The organism is Dietzia sp. UCD-THP, from assembly GCF_000349585.1.
Taxonomy (GTDB): Bacteria; Actinomycetota; Actinomycetes; order Mycobacteriales; family Mycobacteriaceae; genus Dietzia; species Dietzia natronolimnaea_A.
In genome coordinates this window covers 21,129-39,671 of the sequence record NZ_AOSR01000053.1, presented here as the reverse complement: position 1 = coordinate 39,671, position 18,543 = coordinate 21,129, and the positions used below count along the sequence as shown (strand labels likewise).

Genomic DNA, 18,543 nt, shown 5'->3' with positions numbered 1-18,543 from the left:
CTCCGGGGGCCGGGCCGGGCCTCACGCGTCGTGATCGCGTTCCCTCTCCCGCTCCCGTTCCCGCCGGAGCCGGGCGATCAGCTCTGCCGCGGGGATCTTCTCCCCCGCGCCGCCGTCGTCCCGGCGACGGGGTTCGGATCGGGGTGCGGGCTTCGGCTGCGGTGCGGGCTCGGATCGGGGTGCGGGCTCGGGCTCCGGTGCGGGCTCGGGCTCCGGTGCGGGCTCGGGCTCCGGTGCGGGCTCGGGCTGCGGTGCGGGCTCGGGCTCGAGGACCCCCACCGCGGTCGCCGAGCCCTGCGCCTCCACCGCGTCGGAGGTCGCGGAGGTCGACCGTCCGTCCACGGGCCCGTCCGGGGCGGTGACCGGCGCACCGGCGCCCGCCGACCCGACCCGTCCCGGGCCTGCGACCAGGAGCTCGGGCTCGTCGTCGATCTCGGCCTCGCCCAGGCCGACGCGCTCCTGGACGCGCTTCATCCACTTCGGCGCCCACCAGTTGTCGGTGCCGAGCATCTGCATCACCGACGGCACGAGCAGCATACGGATGACAGTGGCGTCGATGATGAGCGCGGCGATCATGCCGAAGGCGATGTACTTCATCATCACGATGTCCGAGAACGCGAACGCGCCGGTCACCACGATGAGGATGAGCGCCGCCGAGGTGATGATCCGGCCGGTGTGGGCCACCCCGTTGCGAATGGCCTCCGCGGTGCGGGCCCCGCGCGAACGCGCCTCCACCATCCGAGACACCAGGAACACCTCGTAGTCCGTGGACAGGCCGTAGATGATCGCCATGAGAAGCACGACCACGGGCGAGGTCAGCGGCCCCGGGGTGAAGCCGAGCAGGTCGGCGAGGTGACCGTCGACGAAGATCCACGTGAGGATCCCGAGCGTGGCCCCCAGCCCCAGCAGGTTCATGATCGCGGCCTTGATCGGCAGCACCAGCGAGCCGAATGCCAGGAACATGAGGATGGTGGTGGCGACGAGGACGTAGAGCACGAACCACGGCAGCCCGTCGACCAGCGCCTCCACCGAATCGCGCTCCATGGCCGGGTTACCGCCCACGTAGACCTCGGTCCCGGCGGGGATCGGGAACGCCTGCAGGTACTCGACGGTGTCGGTGGCCGCGTTGCGGTCGACGACGCCGGTCTGCAGGACCACCACGTCGCGGCCCTGCGCGTCCTGCTGGCCGGACCTGGCGAACTGGAACGGCCCGGTCAGGCCCGGCGCCTCGTTCGCCGCCGAGCGGATCTGCGACAGAGTGGTGCCGTCCGACCCGATCACGACGAGTTTCACCGGGTCCGTGCGGGTTCCGGGGAAGTTCTGGTCGTATTGTTCCTGCGCCACGCGGGTCGGGTTGTCCGGCGGGAGGTAGGTCTCGTTGATGCCGCCGAACTTGACCCCGGAGAACGGGATGATCAGTGCGACCAGGACCACCACGACCGGGACCGCCACGGCCACCGGGCGCTTCATGGAGAAGTCCGCGATGCGACCGAACAGTCCGTTCTCGACCTCTTCCCGTGAGCGGTGGCGCTGCAGGCGTTTGATGCCGAGCATGTCGACGCGGTGGCCGAGCATCATCAGAACGGCCGGCAGCAGTGTCACCGACAGAACGGCGGCGAGGATCACCGCGGCGATCGCGCCATAGGCCACCGATTTGAGGAAGTCCTGCGGGAAGATGAGCAGACCGGACAGGGTCACGCCCACCATGACCGCGGAGAACACCACCGTCCGACCGGCGGTGGCCACCGCGCGACGCACCGCCGCGTCCGGCGGATACCCCTCGGCCATCTCCTCCCTGAACCGGCTCACCACGAACAACCCGTAGTCGATGGCCAGGCCCAGACCGATCAGGGTCACCACGTTCTGGGCGAAGGAGTTCACCGGCGTGACCAGGGAGAGCAGGTGCAGGGCACCGAGCGAGCCCACGATCGTCAGCACACCCACCGCGACGGGCAGGAACGCGGCGACGACCCCGCCGAAGACCACGATGAGCAGCAGGAACACCAGTGGGAGCGCGATCAGCTCCGCGCGCACGAGGTCGGCGTCCATGCCGTCCTGCAACGCCCCGGCGACGGCCTGCACACCCGCGACGTCCGTCTGGATCCCGTCGACGTCGATCCGGTCCTCGATCACCCGGAAGTTCTGGAGGATCTCCTCCTCTTCTCCGGCGATCTGGATGGAGGCCACGGCGATGCCCTCGTCCCGGTTGACCAGGGCGGGGGACTGGTTGAACACGAAGCTGGTCACGCCGGTGACCTCATCCGGGAACTCCGTGCGGATCGAGTCGAGCGAGGCCCGGATGGGCTCCTGGAACGCCGGATCGTCGACCGTGGTGCCCTCGGGGGCGTGATAGGTGACGACGACGTCGCCCAGCGCGTCACGGCCGTACGCCTCCTGCTCGAGCCGCTCGGCCGTTGCCCACCCGCTCTCCGGGTCCTCGAAGCCGCCCTGACCGAAGGCGTTTCCGAACATGCTGCCCGCTACGCTGAGCGCGGCCATGACCACGACCATGAAGACCGTGACGAGGATGCGGCGGCGGGCGACGAGACGCCCGAGTGAGTTGAACACGGCTGCGCGCTCCTAACGCGAGGTGAGCAGGGCGGTGAGTGGCCGGAGCGGCTGCAACCAGGCCCCCTCGTCGGGCAGGTTCTCGAGGCTGACCCGGGGCAGGGGCTCCCGGAACACACCCGGGATGTCCTCCAGGTCGAGGAATCGGATCGTGTCGTGCTGGACTGCCCAGGTGGCGTGCTCCCGGAAACCGATGACGGTGACGGGGATCTCGTCGGCGAGGTCCTCCAGCGGTTCGCGGAACGCCTGCCCGTCGGCGGAGGCCACCACCACGCCCGCGAGTCGACCGGACTCGTCGCGCCGGTCGATGTGCTCGAGCATGTCGTCGTCGACATCCGAGTCCTCGCTGGTCTTGGGCTTGGCAAAGACCGCGAAGCCGACGTTGCGCAGGGCCTCGACCCAGGGGCGGACATTGTCCGAGGTACCCGGGACGATGTTGGTGAAGACGGTCGCCTCGGCCTCGAGGGTGTCGCCCGAACTCACCGACAGGTCGCCCGCGTACCCGAGCAGCCACCGCCCCAGCGCGTCGAAGCGCGGCCGGTAGAGGGCCGTCGGGCGTCCACCGAGAATCGACCCCAGCCCCATGTCGACATTGGGCGCATCCCAGACGAGCAGCACCAGGCCCGGGTCGTCGGGCGGCACCACACCGGTGATCTCGTGGTCGTCCGGTCCGTCAGGTGGGGTCATTTTCTACAGCCTCGGCCTTCTCGGAGATACGGGTGTGTCAGTCTCTGCGGCGCCAGAGGAACTCGTTGATCGCTCGTTCCTCTTGAAGACCCTTGCCCTCGAACTTCGTCACGGGTCGTTTCAGACTGAACGGTACGTGTCCGTCCCCCGGCGTGGCGTCGAGCCGCTCGAGAGACGGTTCGGCATCGCCGGTCTCGGCGATCCAGTCGGCGTAGTCGGCGTGGTCGGTGGCCACGTGGAGCACACCGCCGGGACGCAGGCGCGAGGAGATCAGGGCGAACGTCCCCGACTGCAGGAGCCGGCGCTTGTGGTGGCGCGCCTTGGGCCACGGATCCGGGAAGAACACACGGACTCCGGTCAGGCTCGCCGGCGTGATCATGTTGGTGAGCACGTCCACCCCGTCGCCGCGGATCATCCGGACGTTCTCGAGTCCCTCACGGAGGATCATCCCCAGGAGCTGGGCCAGGCCGGGTTGGTAGACCTCGACAGCGATCACGTCGACCTCCGGCTCCTCGGCCGCCATCGCCGCCGTGGACGTCCCCGTCCCGGAGCCGATCTCCACGATCAGTGGCGCGACCCGGCCGAACATGACCTGCGGATCGATCACCTCGTCCGCGACGTTGCGGCCGTAGGTGGGCCAGTGCTCCTCCCAGTTGCGTTGCTGGCCCGGGCGCAGGGTGCCGCGCCGGAACCGGTAGGCCGTGACCCGGGGGAACAGACGCGGGTCGTGATCAGGGGTCGATCCGTCCGCCGATCGGGGGCTTTCGCTCTGGTTCACCCGGTCATCATCGCGTAGTCGGGGGCCCGGGTCCGAATCCAGGGGAAGGTCTTGCCGCGGGAGCCCGGCCGGGACACCATGACCTCGTGCCGATCGTGACCCAGGACGCCGCCACCCGAACCAGGGTGCGGCCCCCTGGCGCCGACCCCGTCTCGCGGGTCCGACGGATGGTCGGTTCCGCCCGGGAGCACGGTGTCGGCCACGCGGCCGGAGACGGCCTCCGCGAGCTCGAACGGGCCCTCGACCGCGTCGACGCGCCGGTGGACATCCGCGTACGCGGCGGACTCGGGTCGGGTCGACGCACCCTCGCCGCGGCCCTGCGGACGCGACGGGGGTGGCGGCCCACGGTCGAGGACCTGGACGTGGTGGCCGCACCCGGGCGACCGGTGGGTCCTGCACCCGACGCCGAGATCATCTGCCTGCGCACGGCGCCCTGCCGCCACGAGGAGGCCTGGATGCGGCGGCCTCGCGCGCACTCCCTGCTGGTGGTGGCCACCGGCGTCGACGGTGCCGACCCGCCCCGGTGGGCCCGTGAGTTCCCCGCGGTGGACGCCCGGCAGCCGTCCGATACGTCTCTCGACGCTGTCGTGGCCTTCCTCGACCGGGCCCTGGAGAGCCTCGCGGCCGTGCGTCTGGCCCGCCTGGAGTCGGAACTGGAGACTCTCGCGGTCCACGACCGCGTCGGCGACCTCGCCGAGGCGGCGTTGTGTGCACTGGGCCCGAAGGGCAGGACATGAGCGGGAACCCGGCGGACCCGCGCGGACGGGGCGCCCTGACCGTGGCCGTGCTCGGCGCGCGGGACTCCGCCGCGCCGGCGGTCGCCGAAGCCCTCGGGGCGGTCGCGGGCCAGCCCGGTGCCGACAGCGGCCGGCACATCCGTGTCCTCGTCGACGCCGGACCCGACGAGCGGCCGGACGCGGCGGTCCTCGTCGTCGACGCCGTCTGCCCGATCCGTCCCGACGACCTCGAGGTCGCCCGTGGCGTGGCCTCCCGCGTCCCACTGGCGGTGGCCCTCGCCGGGGGAGTCGGCTCATGCCACCCCGACGCCCTAGCTCAGACCCTCGACGTCACCACCCGACGACTGGCCGAGGCGGGGGTGACGGCACCCGTGCGGGTGGTGGACTCCGACCCCTCCGCCGCGGCCGACCTGCTCCGGGTGGTGCTCGACGCCCCTGCCCCGGGGCCCGCCGCCGCGGGCACGGCCGGGTCGCGCGCGGGTCGGGGCAGCCTCCGCGGCGGAGCCGATCGGGCGACCGCACCGGACCCGGGCCCCGACACCGTCGACTGGCTCCTCGCGCGCCGCACCGAGGCGATCACCTCGCGGTCACAGGCGCTGCGACAGGACGTCCAGGCACTGCGGATGGAGGTCGTGCAGGACCTGCACCGGTCGATGCGCGACCTCGGCTCGCGCGTGCGGGAGGAGCTCGCGGCCGCGCCCAGATCACGAGTCGACGGGATAGTCCGGGAACTGGCCTCCGACGCCGATCGCGCGATCGCGGGGACCATCGTCCGGGCGGACCGTCGTGCGGACGCTCTCGTGGCCCGACACCTCGGCGCCTCCGCACCCACGACGCCGCGGATCCCCGCACCGACGGGCGGCATCACGCCGGGTCGTCCGCCCCGGAACACCGCGGAGGAGTCGATCGTGATGATCATGGGTGCCGCCGGCGGGACCGGCGTGGGTCGCATGCTCCTGGCACCACTCGCCGAGGTCCCCGGACTGTCGGTGGTGGTGATCCCGTTGGCACTGATCTGCGGCGTCGCGCTCGGGTGGACGACGGTCACGGTCCGCCGGACCCAGTCGCTCCGGACACACACGGCCGCCGTCGTGACGGAACGACTCGCCGCCCTGCGCGCGGAGGTGGAGCAGTCCCTCGGCGCCAGGATCCTGGCCGCGGAGTCCACCATCACCGACGGCTTCGCTCACGACCCGGGCCCACGGGTCGCCGACCTCGAACGCCGTATCCGCCGGTCACGGCTCGCCGGGAGAGCCCCCGGAACCACGCCGGCCACAGTCTCCCCGGATACCGTTGGCACTCCCACGCCCGCCCTCGCCACCCCGGAGAGCCCCTCGCCATGACCGACTCCTTCCCCGGATCCGACCCGTCCGACTTCAGCACCCGACCCGACGTGTGCGGCCTCGACGGGGCCCCGCTCGCCGAGGCCTCGTCCCTCGGCCTCCACGTCCCGGTGGGTGACGGCGTTCTCGATCTCGGGTCACCCGAGGCGGACCTGGACGGGGACGGATTCATGGAGGCCGTCACCCGGGGCGACGGCCGGGGGCTCACCGTCTACACGGACGTCGACGGCGACGGCACCGTCGACCACGTCTCGACGGTCCGTTTCGACGGCAGCTACGACTCCTGGCGACTGGCCAATCCCGCCGAGGGGGTGCCGTTCGGCGGCTTCACCAATGAGACCCCGGCGGGGTCCCCCGAGTCGGCCCCGTCCCACGCCAGGTGGGAGCGGATAGACCACGGCCACATCTGAAAAGTTGAGGGATTGCTCACCTCGAGGCCGCGAACGAGGCCCGGACGGCGGCGGTGTGATCGGGTTGACGATAGTCTGTGACCGATACCATGCACCGTGTACGAGGAGCTGTGATGACCACCACCACCATTCCCGGCCTCGAGGGTCAGGCGCCAACCGATCACGCGGAGATGCTCGCGTGGGTCGCCGAGGTCGCCGAACTGACCCAGCCGGAGCGGGTCGTCTTCGCGGACGGCTCGGACGAGGAGTGGGACCGCCTCACGACCGAACTGGTGGAGCACGGCACCTTCGTCCGACTCGATGAGTCGAAGAAGCCCAACTCGTTCCTCGCCCAGTCCGACCCCAAGGACGTGGCGCGCGTCGAGTCGCGGACGTTCATCTGTTCGGCCACCGAGGATGGCGCAGGCCCCACCAACAATTGGCGGGACCCGGCCGAGATGCGCGGCCACATGACCGAGTTGTTCAGCGGCAGCATGCGTGGCCGCACGATGTACGTGGTGCCCTACTGCATGGGCCCCCTCGACGCCGAGGATCCCAAGCTGGGCATCGAGCTCACCGACTCCGCCTATGTCGTCGTGTCCATGAAGATCATGACCCGCATGGGCACCGCCGCCCTGGAGAAGATCGGGTCCGACGGCGAGTACGTCAAGGGCCTGCACACCGTGGGTGCGCCCCTCGAGCCCGGCCAACACGACGTCCCGTGGCCGTGCAACGAGGAGAAGTACATCACCCATTTCCCGGAGACCCGAGAGATCTGGTCGTTCGGATCCGGGTACGGCGGCAACGCGCTGCTGGGCAAGAAGTGTTTCGCCCTGCGGATCGCCTCCGCGATGGCCCGTGACGAGGGCTGGATGGCCGAGCACATGCTCATCCTCAAGCTCATCTCCCCGGAGGACAAGGTCTACTTCATCGCCGCGGCGTTCCCGTCCGCGTGCGGCAAGACCAACCTCGCCATGCTGCAGCCGACGATCGAGGGGTGGCGCGCCGAGGTCGTGGGGGACGACATCGCCTGGATGCGCTTCGGCGAGGACGGCCGACTCTTCGCGGTCAACCCCGAGTACGGCTTCTTCGGTGTCGCCCCCGGCACCAACTACTCGTCGAACCCCAACGCGATGAAGACGCTGGAGGCGGGCAACTCGATTTACACCAACGTCGCCCTCACGGACGACGGTGACGTGTGGTGGGAGGATCTGGAGGGAACCCCGGACCACCTGATCGACTGGCTCGGCAACGACTGGACACCCGTGGGCGACGGCGGGGCGGGCAACGCCGCCCACCCCAACTCCCGCTACTGCGTGCCGATCAACCAGTGCCCGGTCACGGCCGAGGAGTTCAACTCCCCGGAGGGCGTGCCGATCTCGGCCATCCTGTTCGGCGGGCGCCGGGCGGACACCGTGCCTCTGGTGAGCGAGGCACACTCGTGGAACCACGGCGTCTACATCGGGGCCACCCTCTCCTCCGGCCAGACCGCGGCCGCGGAGGGCAAGGTCGGTGCGGTCCGCCGGGACCCGATGGCGATGCTGCCCTTCATCGGATACAACGTCGGTGACTACTTCCAGCACTGGGTGGACATGGGCGAGCGCGGTGGCGACAAGATGCCCAAGGTCTTCCTGGTCAACTGGTTCCGCAAGGGCGCGGACGGCCGCTTCCTCTGGCCCGGTTTCGGTGAGAACAGCCGCGTCCTGAAGTGGGTCGTGGACCGCATCGAGGGCCGAGTCGAGGCGGACGAGACCGTTGCGGGGTTCACCGCCCGCGCCGCGGACATCGACCTCACCGGACTCGACACCCCGGTCAAGGACGTCGAGGAGGCGCTGGCGATCGACCCCGAGGAGTGGCGCCGCGAGCTCCCGCTCATCACCGAGTGGTTGGACTTCTGCGGGCCCAAGGTCCCGTCCGAGGTGCACGAGCAGTTCGCCGCACTCAAGGAGCGCCTGGGCTGACGGGTCGGGCTGGCGGGTCGGGCGGGCGGGCCGCACCCTGCGAGGGTGCGGCCCGCCCGCGATCCGTGTGACCGACCCCCTTTCCAAGATCCCCGATCAGTGAGACAGTGGTCGCGTCATCAATACACTGGGCGCATGAGTGGAGAAGTGGGATGAGACTCGCCGTTGTCGGTCTCATCGCCGTCCTCGCCGGAGGAGTGGGGGTCGCGGCGGCAGCCGTGGTGCTCGGCCCAGTGGACACCCCGGCACCCCCCGTCGATGAGGTCGTCGACCAAGCCGCCGCACCGCGATCGGACCCCCCGGTCGACAGCGGTGGCACCCTCATCGAGGGATCGAGACCGCACCTGACGGTGCGTTCCGGTATGCCCTCGGTCATGCTCGCCGGCACGATCCCGGGGTTCCTCGCACTCCTGCCCGCCTCGGCGAGCACGCTGCCCACCCTCGCGCCGTTCTCGGACGCGACCGGCGGGCCGGACACTCCCCTCCCCGCTCGTCGAGCGGGTACGTCCGCCGTCACTCCGGCGGTCGGGAGCCCGACCTCTACCGCCCGGACCCCCGCCCCCGCTGGCGGCGCCACCTCCGCCCCGTCGGCGGCGGCTCCCCGCCCCCCGGTCGTCGGGGGCCCGGCCATCCTCTCGACAGACGTCGAGGTGGCGCCCGTGGCGGTCCCACCCGCGGTCGGAGCGCCCCCGATGGACCGCCCACCACCGCCACACGCCGCGGGCACCGGTCGCCCCGACCACGCGGCGACCACCGGGCCTCCGGCACACGCCACCGTCACCCCGCGCGGCGACGGTCCACCCCGCGACTCCTCGCGGACCGACGCCCGGCCCACACCGGGGTGACCCCGCGGCTCGGTAGCGCTCGCTCGGCCCGGTGGTGGTACTCGGCACGCCTGCGCATCACGCTCGGCATCACGCTCACCTCGGCGGCCGTGTTCACCGCGATGGTCCTGTTCACCCTGCAGGTGCTCTACCTCACGGCTGAGCGGACGACGGACCTGCGACTCAATCGGGAGGCCGCCGACTTCACGACCTTCATCGACGCCGGGGTGCTGCCGTCGTCCGAGACGGAGGACCCCACCACCGAGCAACTCATCCGTGCCTATCTGGCCCAGCAGTACCCGTCGTCCGAACTGCTCCTCGTGGGGACCGCCACCACGTCGGGCACGCAGTTCACGCTCTCGAGGTTCAGCGCGGAGGACGACACACTCTTCCCCCCGTCCATGCGGTCCCAGATCCAACGGATCGGCCTGGTGTCAGACGAGGGGTCGGGAGTCATCGACGGCACCGTGCGCTGGCGCAAGGCCGAGGTCGACGGCCCCGCGGGCCCGGCCAACATCGTGGTCGCGATCAGCGACGCCCCCACCCGGGAGGACACCGACCGCGTCGCCGACCTGCTGCTGAGCACCGGCGCCGGTGGCATCGTCCTCAGCGCGCTCGTGGCCTGGCTCCTGGCCGGCCGGATGATCGTCCCGGTCCGTCGGATCCGCGAGGCCGCGGAAACGATCTCGGCCGCGGACCTCTCCCGTCGGGTCCCGGTCGACGGGCCCGACGAGATCGTCTCACTGGCCGACACGGTCAACGCGATGCTCGAGCGCGTGGAGGAGGCCTACCGGACCCAGAGGGAGTTCCTCGACGATGCCGGCCACGAGCTGCGCACCCCCCTCACCGTGGTGCAGGGCAACCTCGACCTCATGCCCGAGGACCCCGATGCCCGGGCGGAGACGACCCGGATCATGCAGGACGAGTTGTCGCGGATGACCCGGATCGTCGAGGACCTGCTCACCCTCGCGCGGTCCGATCGGCCGGACTTCCTCCGGACCGCCCCCACGGACGTGGCGGAACTGGTGTTGGACGTCGAGGCCAAGATCGACGTGATCGCGGACCGGGAGTGGACGGTGCTCCCGTACGCGGAGGACATCGCCCTGCTGGACCAGCATCGGATCACCCAGGCTCTCATCCAGTTCTGCTCCAACGCCGTCCGGTTCACGGGCCCGGGCGACGTCATCGAGATCGGGTGCCGCGCCATCGCCGCCGGGGACCCGACGGTCACCGACGACATGGCGGCGGGCCCGCTGCCCGATCCGCCGGAACGCGAGACCTACCGCCGACGCCTGTTGTGGTGGGTACGGGACACGGGGCCCGGTGTCCCACCCGGCGAGGAGGAGAGCATCTTCGAGCGGTTCCACACCGCCCGCGGGCAGCTCCGCGACGGGCGCGGGGGTACCGGGCTGGGACTGGCCATCGTCGCGACGATCGCCCGGGCACACGGTGGGCGTGCGTTCGCCTTCAACGCCAAGGGCGGGGGGGCCGCCTTCTGCATCGTCGTCCCCTGTGTCCCCGCGAGCAACGACCCAGGGCACGACACGGACTGATGTGACGCTCGAACGGGTTCCCCGTGGGATACTCCATTGTCGGAGAAGGAGGGTTGCATGACGAATGTTCTCGTCGTGGAGGATGACGATCTCATCCGCTCGGTACTGGTCAAGGCACTCGGCGGCGCCGAGTACACCGCACTCGAGGCGGTGGACGGGGAGAGCGCGCGGTCCATCCTGTCGACCATCTCCGACATCGACCTGATGTTGCTCGACATCGGGCTGCCGGACGTCGACGGCCTGACGCTGCTCCGTGAGGCGCGCGACCGCGGCTTCGCCGCACCCGTCATCATCCTCACGGCCCGCGACACCGTCGCGAACACCGTGGAGGGACTGGACTCCGGTGCCAATGACTACATGGTCAAGCCGTTCCGGGTGCCGGAGCTGCTGGCCCGCATCCGGCTCCGTCTGCGCGAGCACGAGGCGTCGGAGGATCCGGGGATCCTCGAGCACGCCGGGATGCGGCTGGACATCCGCACCCGCCGGGTCGAGGTCGACGGTCGCATCCAGGAACTGACCAACCGTGAGTACTCCCTGCTGGAGATGCTGCTGCGCAACAAGGGCGAGACCATCAGCCGTGAGCAGTTGCTCGAGAGCGTGTGGGGCATGGACTTCGACCCCGGTTCGAACATCGTCAACGTCTACATCCGGTCGTTGCGACGCAAGATCGGCGAGAACAAGGTCCACACCGTGCGGGGCGTCGGCTACCGCGTGGAGTGAGCTCGCGGGTGACCGCGTCGGCCCCGGTGGCGGGCCGGTAACCCGGTGGGGTCCCGGCCCGCCGGTGGCGTGGCGCGGTCAGCCGCTCACTGCGTGGGCGGTTCCCACCCGAACGGCATGAGCACGCTCTGCAGTTCGCAGTAGGCGTCCAGCCCCTCGGGCCCGTTCTCGCGTCCGAGTCCGGAGTTCTTGAAGCCGCCGAACGGCGCGCTCGGATCGAAGGCGTACCAGTTGATGCCCATCGTGCCGGTGCGCACCCGCTGCGCTACGGCGAGCGCGGCGTCCGGGTCGGCCGAGTAGACGGCGCCGGCGAGGCCGAACTCGGAGTCGTTGGCGATCTGCACGGCCTCGTCGACGGTGTCGTACGCGATGACCTGGAGCACGGGCCCGAAGATCTCCTCCTGGGCGATGGTCATGGAGTTGTCGACGTCGGTGAACACCGTCGGCTGGACGAAGGCGCCCTCGGCGACGCCGGCGGGCAGCCCCTCGACCCGGCCGCCCCCGTAGGCGAGGGTCGCGCCCTCCTCGACACCCGTGCGGATGTACCCTTCGACGCTGTCCTTCTGCTTGTGGTTGGCCAGCGGCCCGAACGCGGTGCCCTCGTCGGACGGGTCTCCGACCGGCATGGCCTTGACGTTCTCCACCAGCGCGTCGACCACCTCGGCGTAGCGCGACCGGGGTGCGAGGATGCGGTTCTGGGACACGCACGCCTGTCCGGAGTTCATCAGCGCGGAGAACACCATGGTGCCCGCGTGGGCGGCGATGTCCGCGTCCTCGAGGATGATCGCGGCGCTCTTCCCGCCGAGCTCGAGCGAACACCGGGTGAGGTTCCGGGCGGCGATGCCGGCGATGTGCTTTCCGACATCGGTGGATCCCGTGAACGAGATCTTGTCGACCTCCGGGTGGGAGACCAGGTGGTCGCCCACGGAACTGGGGCCGGTGACGACCGACAGCACCCCCTCCGGCAGCCCGGCCTCGCGGAACAGGTCCGCCAGCCACAGGGCGGAGAGCGGGGTCGCGGAGGACGGCTTGAGGATCACCGAGCTGCCCGAGAGCAGGGCCGGGCCGAGCTTTGCCGAGTTGAGGTAGAGCGGGACGTTCCACGCGGTGACGGCGGCGACCACCCCGACGGGCTGGCGGGTCACCACGGAGGCGCCGAAGTCACCCTGCCGCACCTCGGACCACGGGAAGTCGGTGGCCAGCCCCGAGTAGTAGCGCAGCACTGCGAGGGTGGGCGTCACCTGGATCATCGCAGCCGTGCCCGTGGGAGTGCCCATCTCGTCGGAGAGGATCCGGCAGACCTCTCCCTGTCGCTCCTCGAGCATGTCGGCGACCCGGCCGATCAGTGCGCCACGCTCCGCGGGCGGGGTGCGCCGCCACACGCCCGACTCGAAGGAGTCGCGGGCCTGGTTGACCATCTCGTCGACGTCCTCGGTGGTGGTCTCGGCCACCCTGCCGACGACGGCGTTCGTGGCCGGGGACGTCACCTCGAGAACACCCGTGGTGATGGGATCGGTCCAGCGGGTGCCGGAGAAGAGTTTGTCATGGACGACGACCACGGGGACCTCCGCGAGGTAGAAAACGAGAACACGTTCCACTCATGGTAGACGAGTGTCCGACTTCGCGCGGCGGCTAGCGCGCCCGCAGCACCACCACGAGATTCGACACCAGGACCTCGCGCACCACCGGCACCCGCACCAGCCACCACGCCCACCGTGGGTGATACCTCGGGAAGGCGGCGAGCAGGTCACCCGATCCCGTCCCACGCGCCCACTCGAGACCCTCGGCGCACCCCACCCGGAACAACGATTCGCCGTACACGTTCTTCGGCGGGCGGCCGTGGCGACGTTCGTACAGTCGCCGCGCGCGATGCCCACCGAGGTAGTGCGTCACTCCCATCTCGTGGCCACCGAACGGGCCGTACCACAGGGTGTAGGAGACCACGACGAGGCCGCCGGGCCTCGTCACCCTGCACATCTCCTCGGCCATCGTCCAGGGCTCGGGCACGTGCTCGGCCACGTTGGAGGAGATGCACACGTCCACCGAGCCCGACCGGATGGGCAGCGACATCCCGCTCCCCCGGACCGACCCCGCCTGGTCCAGTCCGGCCGCCGACATCTCCCCCACATCGGGTTCGACGGAGACGTAGCGCGCCCCCTCGGCGGCGTAAGCGTCCGAGAAGTACCCGGGCCCGCCCCCCACGTCGAGCACCGTGAGGCCCGGGAGCCTCGCCCCCGGCCCGGCCGGCGCCAGGTCCCCGGCGTCCGCCCACAGGTCCGCCACCAGTTCGACCGTGTCGCGCGCCAAGCCGGAGTAGAAGGCATCCGGGTCGGACTGCTCGAGAGGGAACGACCGCAGGAGACCGAGCGAGCGTCCGAGACTCGCCCGGCGGGCCACCGAACGGAGCGCGCCGGACCGATGATCTGCAGGTGGGGTCACAGCGGAGACGATACCGGCGGGCCCGCGGCCGATCCGCGCTGCGTACAGTGTGCGCCGTGGCTCGAATCCTGCTGCTGTGCTGGCGAGACAGCACCCATCCACAGGGCGGCGGCAGTGAGCGCTACCTGGAGCACGTCGCGGACGGCCTGGCGGCCGCCGGGCACACCGTCGTCTACCGGACCTCCCGTCCCCGTGGAGCGCCCCGTTCGGACGTGAGACGAGGTCTCGCCGGGGCCGGGCCAGGTTCCGCGGCAGCGGCAGGGGCAGGGGCAGGGGCAGGGGCAGGGGTCACGATCAGCCGTGGCGGCGGCCGCTTCACCGTGTACCCGCGGGCACTCGGGGCGATTCTCCTCGGTCGGTTCGGGGTGGGCCCGCTCGGTCGGTTGCGACGACCCGACGTCGTGGTCGACACCCAGAACGGCGTCCCGTTCTTCTCCCGCTTCGCCACCACCGCGCCCGTGGTGGTGCTGGTCCACCACATCCACCGCGAGCAGTGGCCCGTCGCCGGGTGGCTGTTCTCGAGGATCGGCTGGTGGATCGAGTCGCGCCTCTCGCCGCGAGTGCACTCGGGCAGCCAGTACGTCACCGTGTCACTTCCGTCGGCGGAGGAGCTCGTCGAGCTGGGAGTGGCTCCGGAGCGGATCGCGGTGGTCCGCAACGGTCTGGACCCGCTGCCTGACGGCGTGCGCCCGGGCGGGCCCGGGACCCGCGCCGACGGCCCGCACCTGGCGGTGTTGTCCCGACTCGTGCCGCACAAGCATGTCGAGGACGCTCTGGACGTCGTGGCGGCGCTCCGTGGGACCCACCCCGGCCTGGTGCTGGACGTCATCGGCAGTGGCTGGTGGTCCGACCGCCTCCGCGAGTACGCGGCCGAACGGGGTCTGGACCGAGACCAGGACCGAGGCCAGGACCGAGCCCGAGACAGGGGTCAGGACGGCGCCGGGCCCCGTCACCCCGCGGGTGCGGTCGTGTTCCACGGTCACGTGGACGAGGCCACCAAGCACCGGATCCTCGCCGCCGCGACGCTCCACCTCATGCCCTCGAGGAAAGAAGGGTGGGGTCTGGCCGTCTCCGAAGCCGCGCAGCACGGTGTCCCCACCATCGGATACCACCGCGCGGCCGGGCTGCGGGACTCGATCGACGACGGCGAGACCGGCCTGCTCGTGGATGACGTCGCGGCCATGACGACCGCCACCGAACGCCTGCTGGCCGATTCCGAACTCCGTGACCGGATGGGCGAGGCCGCGCGACGCAAGGCCGCCGCGCTCTCGTGGCCCGCGACCGCGTCGGCGATGGCGGAGGTCCTCACCGCCGTCACCGAAGGACGACGGGTCACCGGGGTGATCGGCGGCCCACCGCGGCGAGGATCATCGCCGCCAGACCGGTGACCAGCCACGCCACGTGCGCCACGAGGACCGCAGCCCGGGAGGCCTGGGACGCGGGCGGCGGGGCGGGCGGCGGCACGGCGAGCTCCTGACCGTCCGTCCCACCCAGCTCGTAGAGGACGAGTTCGGGGTCGGCGAACCTCGTCGTCGTCGCCGACAGGGTCCGGTCGGACTCCCCCCGGGGGCCGGCGGAGGTGCGCTCGTCGAGCACCCACCGCACCCCCAGTGCGGTCAGCGCGCGGGGGTGGTCGCCGCGTAGCAGCGCCTCGGTGGCCTCGCGGGCGCGGTCACCCTCCCCCGTCACCGTGCCGGCACCGCCCACCACCAGATCACCGGGGACCAGGACCCGGGTGTCGAGCATCCGGGGTGCGGGGTCGAGCACGGCGGCCCCGCCAGCCCACAGCGGGGTGGAACGGAACGACCCGGCCGGCAGGACCAGCATGTCGCCGGGCCGGCCGTCGACGATTTCGGCCACCCGGGCCCACCCCTCGCCGTACGTGACCGGATGGAGCGAGTCCCACAGCACGCGCGGGGCGTCGGGTACGGCGGCGACGGCCACGGCCGTGAGCAGCACCGCCGCCCCGACGGGTCGTAGCCGGGGGGCCAGCGCCCGAGCCGCCAGGCCCCAGGCGAGCACGGTGGCCGGCAGGGCGAACGCCACGAACTTCTGGGTGTCGCGCAGCAGGCCCGCCGCCGGGATCGCGTCGACCACCGCCGCGAGCGCGGCGATCCCAGGGGCCGTCGCCGACAGGGCCACGACCAGCCAGGTGACCAGCGCGAGGGGGACCGTGGCGCGGACCGTCGGGTCACGCCGGGCCCGCCAGATTCCGGGGGCCGCCACGGCCCAGACCGCCAGGAGGAGCACCAGTGCCGCGGCCGCCCACCAGCTCGTGCGGGAGGGCGGGACGGCCGCGGAGTTCCAGATCCCGCCCAGCGCCACCACCGAGCCCAGGGTGCCGATTCCGGTCTCGGCGCGGGCCGCGAACGCAGCGACCCCAGGGGTCCCTCCGACCGCGAACCCGCCGCCCTCGCCGACGCCGCCCGCCCCGCCGCCCGCGAGCACAGTGGCCAGCACCCAGGGCAGCGCGGTCACCGCGGCCACCGCCGCGAGCACCGCGGCCGACCTCGCCCGTCGGCGCGCCCCGCAGGCCAACGACACCGCTGCGGCCACCACCGCCAGCACCCAGCCGGTCGGGGTGAGCCCCGCCACGGCCACCGCCGCGCACGCCCCCGCGAGGCGGGGCCTCGGGCCGGCCAGCAGCGCCGGCAACGTCACGACCGCGGCCACCCCGGCCAGCAGGGACCAGTGGCCCTGGAGGAGACGCTCCACGACCAGCGGATTCCACACCGCCACCACGACGGCCGGCAGCCTCACCAGGTGGCCCGACCACCCCGGGGTGTCGACGCCCGCACTGGTCACCCCGCGGACCACCTGCCGGACCAGAGCGCCCGCGGCGACCGCTATCCACACGCAGAACGCCGCCGTGAGCAGCCCCGTCAGCGGCCACAGCGGCAGTCCGATGCCCTCCAGAGCGCGGGTCGCCCAGGCCACCGCCACGTCCTGCGGCACCGCCCGCGCCGCCGACTCGCCGAGGCCCAGAGCGGCGTCCGACAGCGGCGGAGTCGGCGTGGCCACCCAGTCCCGGAGCAACGGGAACCCCGGGCGGGCCAGGCCGGCCAGCAACAGCGCCGTGATCACCACCCCGACCGCGGCATCCACCGCGACGGCCACCCGCGAATCCGGCACCGGAACCGGAACCGGGCCCGGACCCGCGGGTCCGTGGCGCGGACCGGTCCCGGTGGCTGACATGGGCACATTCCACCATGCCGTCCGACGCGCCGAGGTCGCGGGCGACACCCTACGATCACCGGTGTGGACCCTCAGGCACGCGCGGCGGCACCCGGCTCCGCGACCAGGCGTTTCCTGACCGGTGCCGGGGCGGTGACGCTCGGGTCCCTGGTGGCCAACATCGCCGCGTACCTGCTCCACCTGCCGGCCTCCCGCTGGCTCGGGCCCGAGGGGTACGGCGCGTTCGCCGCCCTGCTCTCCGCGCAACTGCTGGTCGCGGTGCCGTCGCTGGCGCTCCAGGCCGTCGTGGCACGGGAGCTCGTCAGAGGGGTCCCGCACGAGGCACTGCGCTCCCTGGGCGCGCGGGTCGCGCTACTCGTGGCGCTCATCGCGGCGCTCGCCGTGGCCCCGGTGTCCCACCTGCTCGACACCCCTGTCCTCGCCACCGCCGCCGCGCTGTCCCCCGGGCCGGTGTTGTGCCTGCTGGCCGCCGAACAGGGGTTGCTGCAGGGCGCCGAGCGGTTCCGCGCCCTCGCGATGGTGCTCGCGCTGGCGGGAGCCGGCAAGGTCATCCCGGCGGTCGCGGTGCTGGCCGCGGGTGGCGGGGTCGGGACGGCGCTCGCGGCGGGAGCGGTCGGTGTGGCGGGTGCCTGGCTCGTGGCCCGTCTGGTGGCCGCCGGGGTGGGCAGGTCGACGACGACGAGGGGTTCCCGCACCCGGGCCGGCGGCGCCGTGGTGTCGTCCCCCGGTGTGACGGCCGTGCTGGCCGCCGGCCAGGTCCAACTGGTGATGATGGCGCTGACCTCGGTCGACCTTCTCCTGGCCCGCGCTCTGCTCTCGCCCGAGGACGCCGGCCGCTACGCGCTCGGCGCGGTGGCCGCCAAGGCCGCGTTCTGGCTGCCCCAGGCGGTCGGCACCGTGCTCTACCCGAGGATGGCCGACCCCGCCGGCCACCGCGGTGCGGTCCGCTCGGCCGTGGGCGTACTGCTCGGGATCGGCGCGGTGGTGGTGCTCGCCGCCGTGGTGGCGGCGCCGCTCGTGCCGGCCATGGTGGGCGAGGGCTACCGGCCGGTCACCGGGGTGCTGTGGGCCTTCGCGAGCCTCGGCGTCACCCTGAGCGTCCTGCAGGCGTTCCTCCTGTCGACCATCGCCGCCAACCGGACCGTGGAGGCGGGGATCGCGTGGATCGGCCTGCTGCTCACCGCCGCGGCCGTGTGGGCGGTGCCCCGGGAGTTGTCCTCGGTTCTCGGGGCGACCCTCGTCGTCGTCGTCCTCACCACCCTCGTCGCCGGCTGGCGGGCCCTGAGGGTCCGTCCCGCCTGAGCGTCCGAGCTGGCAGGCCACCCCAGGCCAGCCAACGAGAAGAGCGT

15 protein-coding genes are annotated in these 18,543 nt (G+C 72.0%); 9 read left to right on the top strand and 6 right to left on the bottom strand.

Features of this window, described 5'->3' with window-relative positions; translation table 11 throughout:
* Window positions 1-21: 21 nt before the first annotated feature.
* Genes H483_RS25720 through trmB form a run of 3 tightly spaced genes read right to left on the bottom strand, consistent with a single transcriptional unit; the run spans window position 22 to window position 4,033 of the window.
* Complete coding sequence (locus tag H483_RS25720; RefSeq protein WP_017836162.1) at window positions 22-2,568, bottom strand: MMPL family transporter; 2,547 nt, start codon at window positions 2,566-2,568, stop codon at window positions 22-24.
* A 12-nt stretch (window positions 2,569-2,580) separates the two neighbouring features.
* Entirely contained in the window at window positions 2,581-3,255 is a 675-nt protein-coding gene (locus H483_RS25715; RefSeq protein ID WP_017836161.1) for an NYN domain-containing protein, read from the bottom strand.
* Between the two features lie 37 nt (window positions 3,256-3,292).
* Window positions 3,293-4,033, bottom strand: a complete 741-nt coding sequence (trmB, locus tag H483_RS25710) for a tRNA (guanosine(46)-N7)-methyltransferase TrmB (RefSeq protein ID WP_017836160.1) — start codon at window positions 4,031-4,033, stop codon at window positions 3,293-3,295.
* A gap of 86 nt (window positions 4,034-4,119) precedes the next feature.
* Here trmB and H483_RS25705 point away from each other — a divergent pair, with 86 nt between their 5' ends.
* From H483_RS25705 to H483_RS25675, 7 genes are all read left to right on the top strand, one after another.
* Window positions 4,120-4,770 (top strand): hypothetical protein, encoded by a 651-nt coding sequence (locus tag H483_RS25705; protein ID WP_017836159.1) that lies wholly within the window; start codon window positions 4,120-4,122, stop codon window positions 4,768-4,770.
* The gene (locus H483_RS25700) at window positions 4,767-6,113 is read left to right on the top strand and encodes a hypothetical protein (protein ID WP_017836158.1); all 1,347 of its coding nucleotides are present in this window, start codon (window positions 4,767-4,769) and stop codon (window positions 6,111-6,113) included. The genes H483_RS25705 and H483_RS25700 overlap by 4 nt, the downstream gene beginning before the upstream one ends.
* Entirely contained in the window at window positions 6,110-6,523 is a 414-nt protein-coding gene (locus H483_RS25695; protein WP_017836157.1) for a DUF6802 family protein, read from the top strand. The genes H483_RS25700 and H483_RS25695 overlap by 4 nt, the downstream gene beginning before the upstream one ends.
* 113 nt (window positions 6,524-6,636) lie before the next feature.
* Window positions 6,637-8,463 (top strand): phosphoenolpyruvate carboxykinase (GTP), encoded by a 1,827-nt coding sequence (locus tag H483_RS25690; protein WP_017836156.1) that lies wholly within the window; start codon window positions 6,637-6,639, stop codon window positions 8,461-8,463.
* A gap of 152 nt (window positions 8,464-8,615) precedes the next feature.
* Window positions 8,616-9,308 (top strand): hypothetical protein, encoded by a 693-nt coding sequence (locus tag H483_RS25685; RefSeq protein ID WP_031264660.1) that lies wholly within the window; start codon window positions 8,616-8,618, stop codon window positions 9,306-9,308.
* Window positions 9,305-10,840, top strand: a complete 1,536-nt coding sequence (locus H483_RS25680; protein ID WP_017836155.1) for a HAMP domain-containing sensor histidine kinase — start codon at window positions 9,305-9,307, stop codon at window positions 10,838-10,840. The genes H483_RS25685 and H483_RS25680 overlap by 4 nt, the downstream gene beginning before the upstream one ends.
* A gap of 57 nt (window positions 10,841-10,897) precedes the next feature.
* The gene (locus H483_RS25675) at window positions 10,898-11,560 is read left to right on the top strand and encodes a response regulator transcription factor (protein ID WP_017836154.1); all 663 of its coding nucleotides are present in this window, start codon (window positions 10,898-10,900) and stop codon (window positions 11,558-11,560) included.
* 86 nt (window positions 11,561-11,646) lie between these two features.
* Here H483_RS25675 and H483_RS25670 read toward each other — a convergent pair whose 3' ends face one another.
* Entirely contained in the window at window positions 11,647-13,158 is a 1,512-nt protein-coding gene (locus H483_RS25670; protein ID WP_017836153.1) for an aldehyde dehydrogenase family protein, read from the bottom strand.
* Between the two features lie 34 nt (window positions 13,159-13,192).
* Window positions 13,193-13,999, bottom strand: a complete 807-nt coding sequence (locus H483_RS25665) for a bifunctional 2-polyprenyl-6-hydroxyphenol methylase/3-demethylubiquinol 3-O-methyltransferase UbiG (protein WP_042329186.1) — start codon at window positions 13,997-13,999, stop codon at window positions 13,193-13,195.
* A gap of 56 nt (window positions 14,000-14,055) precedes the next feature.
* Here H483_RS25665 and H483_RS0119220 point away from each other — a divergent pair, with 56 nt between their 5' ends.
* A complete protein-coding gene (locus H483_RS0119220; RefSeq protein ID WP_031264658.1) occupies window positions 14,056-15,387 on the top strand; it encodes a glycosyltransferase family 4 protein in 1,332 nt (443 codons plus the stop codon).
* On the opposite strand, the gene H483_RS25660 is transcribed toward H483_RS0119220, so the two are convergent.
* Window positions 15,332-17,194: a hypothetical protein gene (locus tag H483_RS25660; protein WP_017836150.1), complete on the bottom strand. Its 1,863-nt coding sequence runs from the start codon at window positions 17,192-17,194 to the stop codon at window positions 15,332-15,334. The two genes, H483_RS0119220 and H483_RS25660, sit on opposite strands and share 56 nt — an antisense overlap.
* A gap of 63 nt (window positions 17,195-17,257) precedes the next feature.
* On the opposite strand from H483_RS25660, the gene H483_RS25655 reads away from it, so the two are divergent.
* Window positions 17,258-18,496, top strand: coding sequence for an oligosaccharide flippase family protein (locus H483_RS25655; RefSeq protein WP_017836149.1), 1,239 nt, complete (start codon window positions 17,258-17,260; stop codon window positions 18,494-18,496).
* Window positions 18,497-18,543: the final 47 nt, after the last annotated feature.

Excerpts from the sequence above, each read along its gene's own strand:
- H483_RS25690 (WP_017836156.1), top strand. The coding sequence starts at position 6,637 with ATGACCACCACCACCATTCCCGGCCTCGAGGGTCAGGCGCCAACCGAT.
- H483_RS25660 (WP_017836150.1), bottom strand. The coding sequence starts at position 17,194 with ATGTCAGCCACCGGGACCGGTCCGCGCCACGGACCCGCGGGTCCGGGC.
- H483_RS25700 (WP_017836158.1), top strand. The coding sequence starts at position 4,767 with ATGAGCGGGAACCCGGCGGACCCGCGCGGACGGGGCGCCCTGACCGTG.
- H483_RS25685 (WP_031264660.1), top strand. The coding sequence starts at position 8,616 with ATGAGACTCGCCGTTGTCGGTCTCATCGCCGTCCTCGCCGGAGGAGTG.
- H483_RS25715 (WP_017836161.1), bottom strand. The coding sequence starts at position 3,255 with ATGACCCCACCTGACGGACCGGACGACCACGAGATCACCGGTGTGGTG.
- H483_RS25695 (WP_017836157.1), top strand. The coding sequence starts at position 6,110 with ATGACCGACTCCTTCCCCGGATCCGACCCGTCCGACTTCAGCACCCGA.
- H483_RS25675 (WP_017836154.1), top strand. The coding sequence starts at position 10,898 with ATGACGAATGTTCTCGTCGTGGAGGATGACGATCTCATCCGCTCGGTA.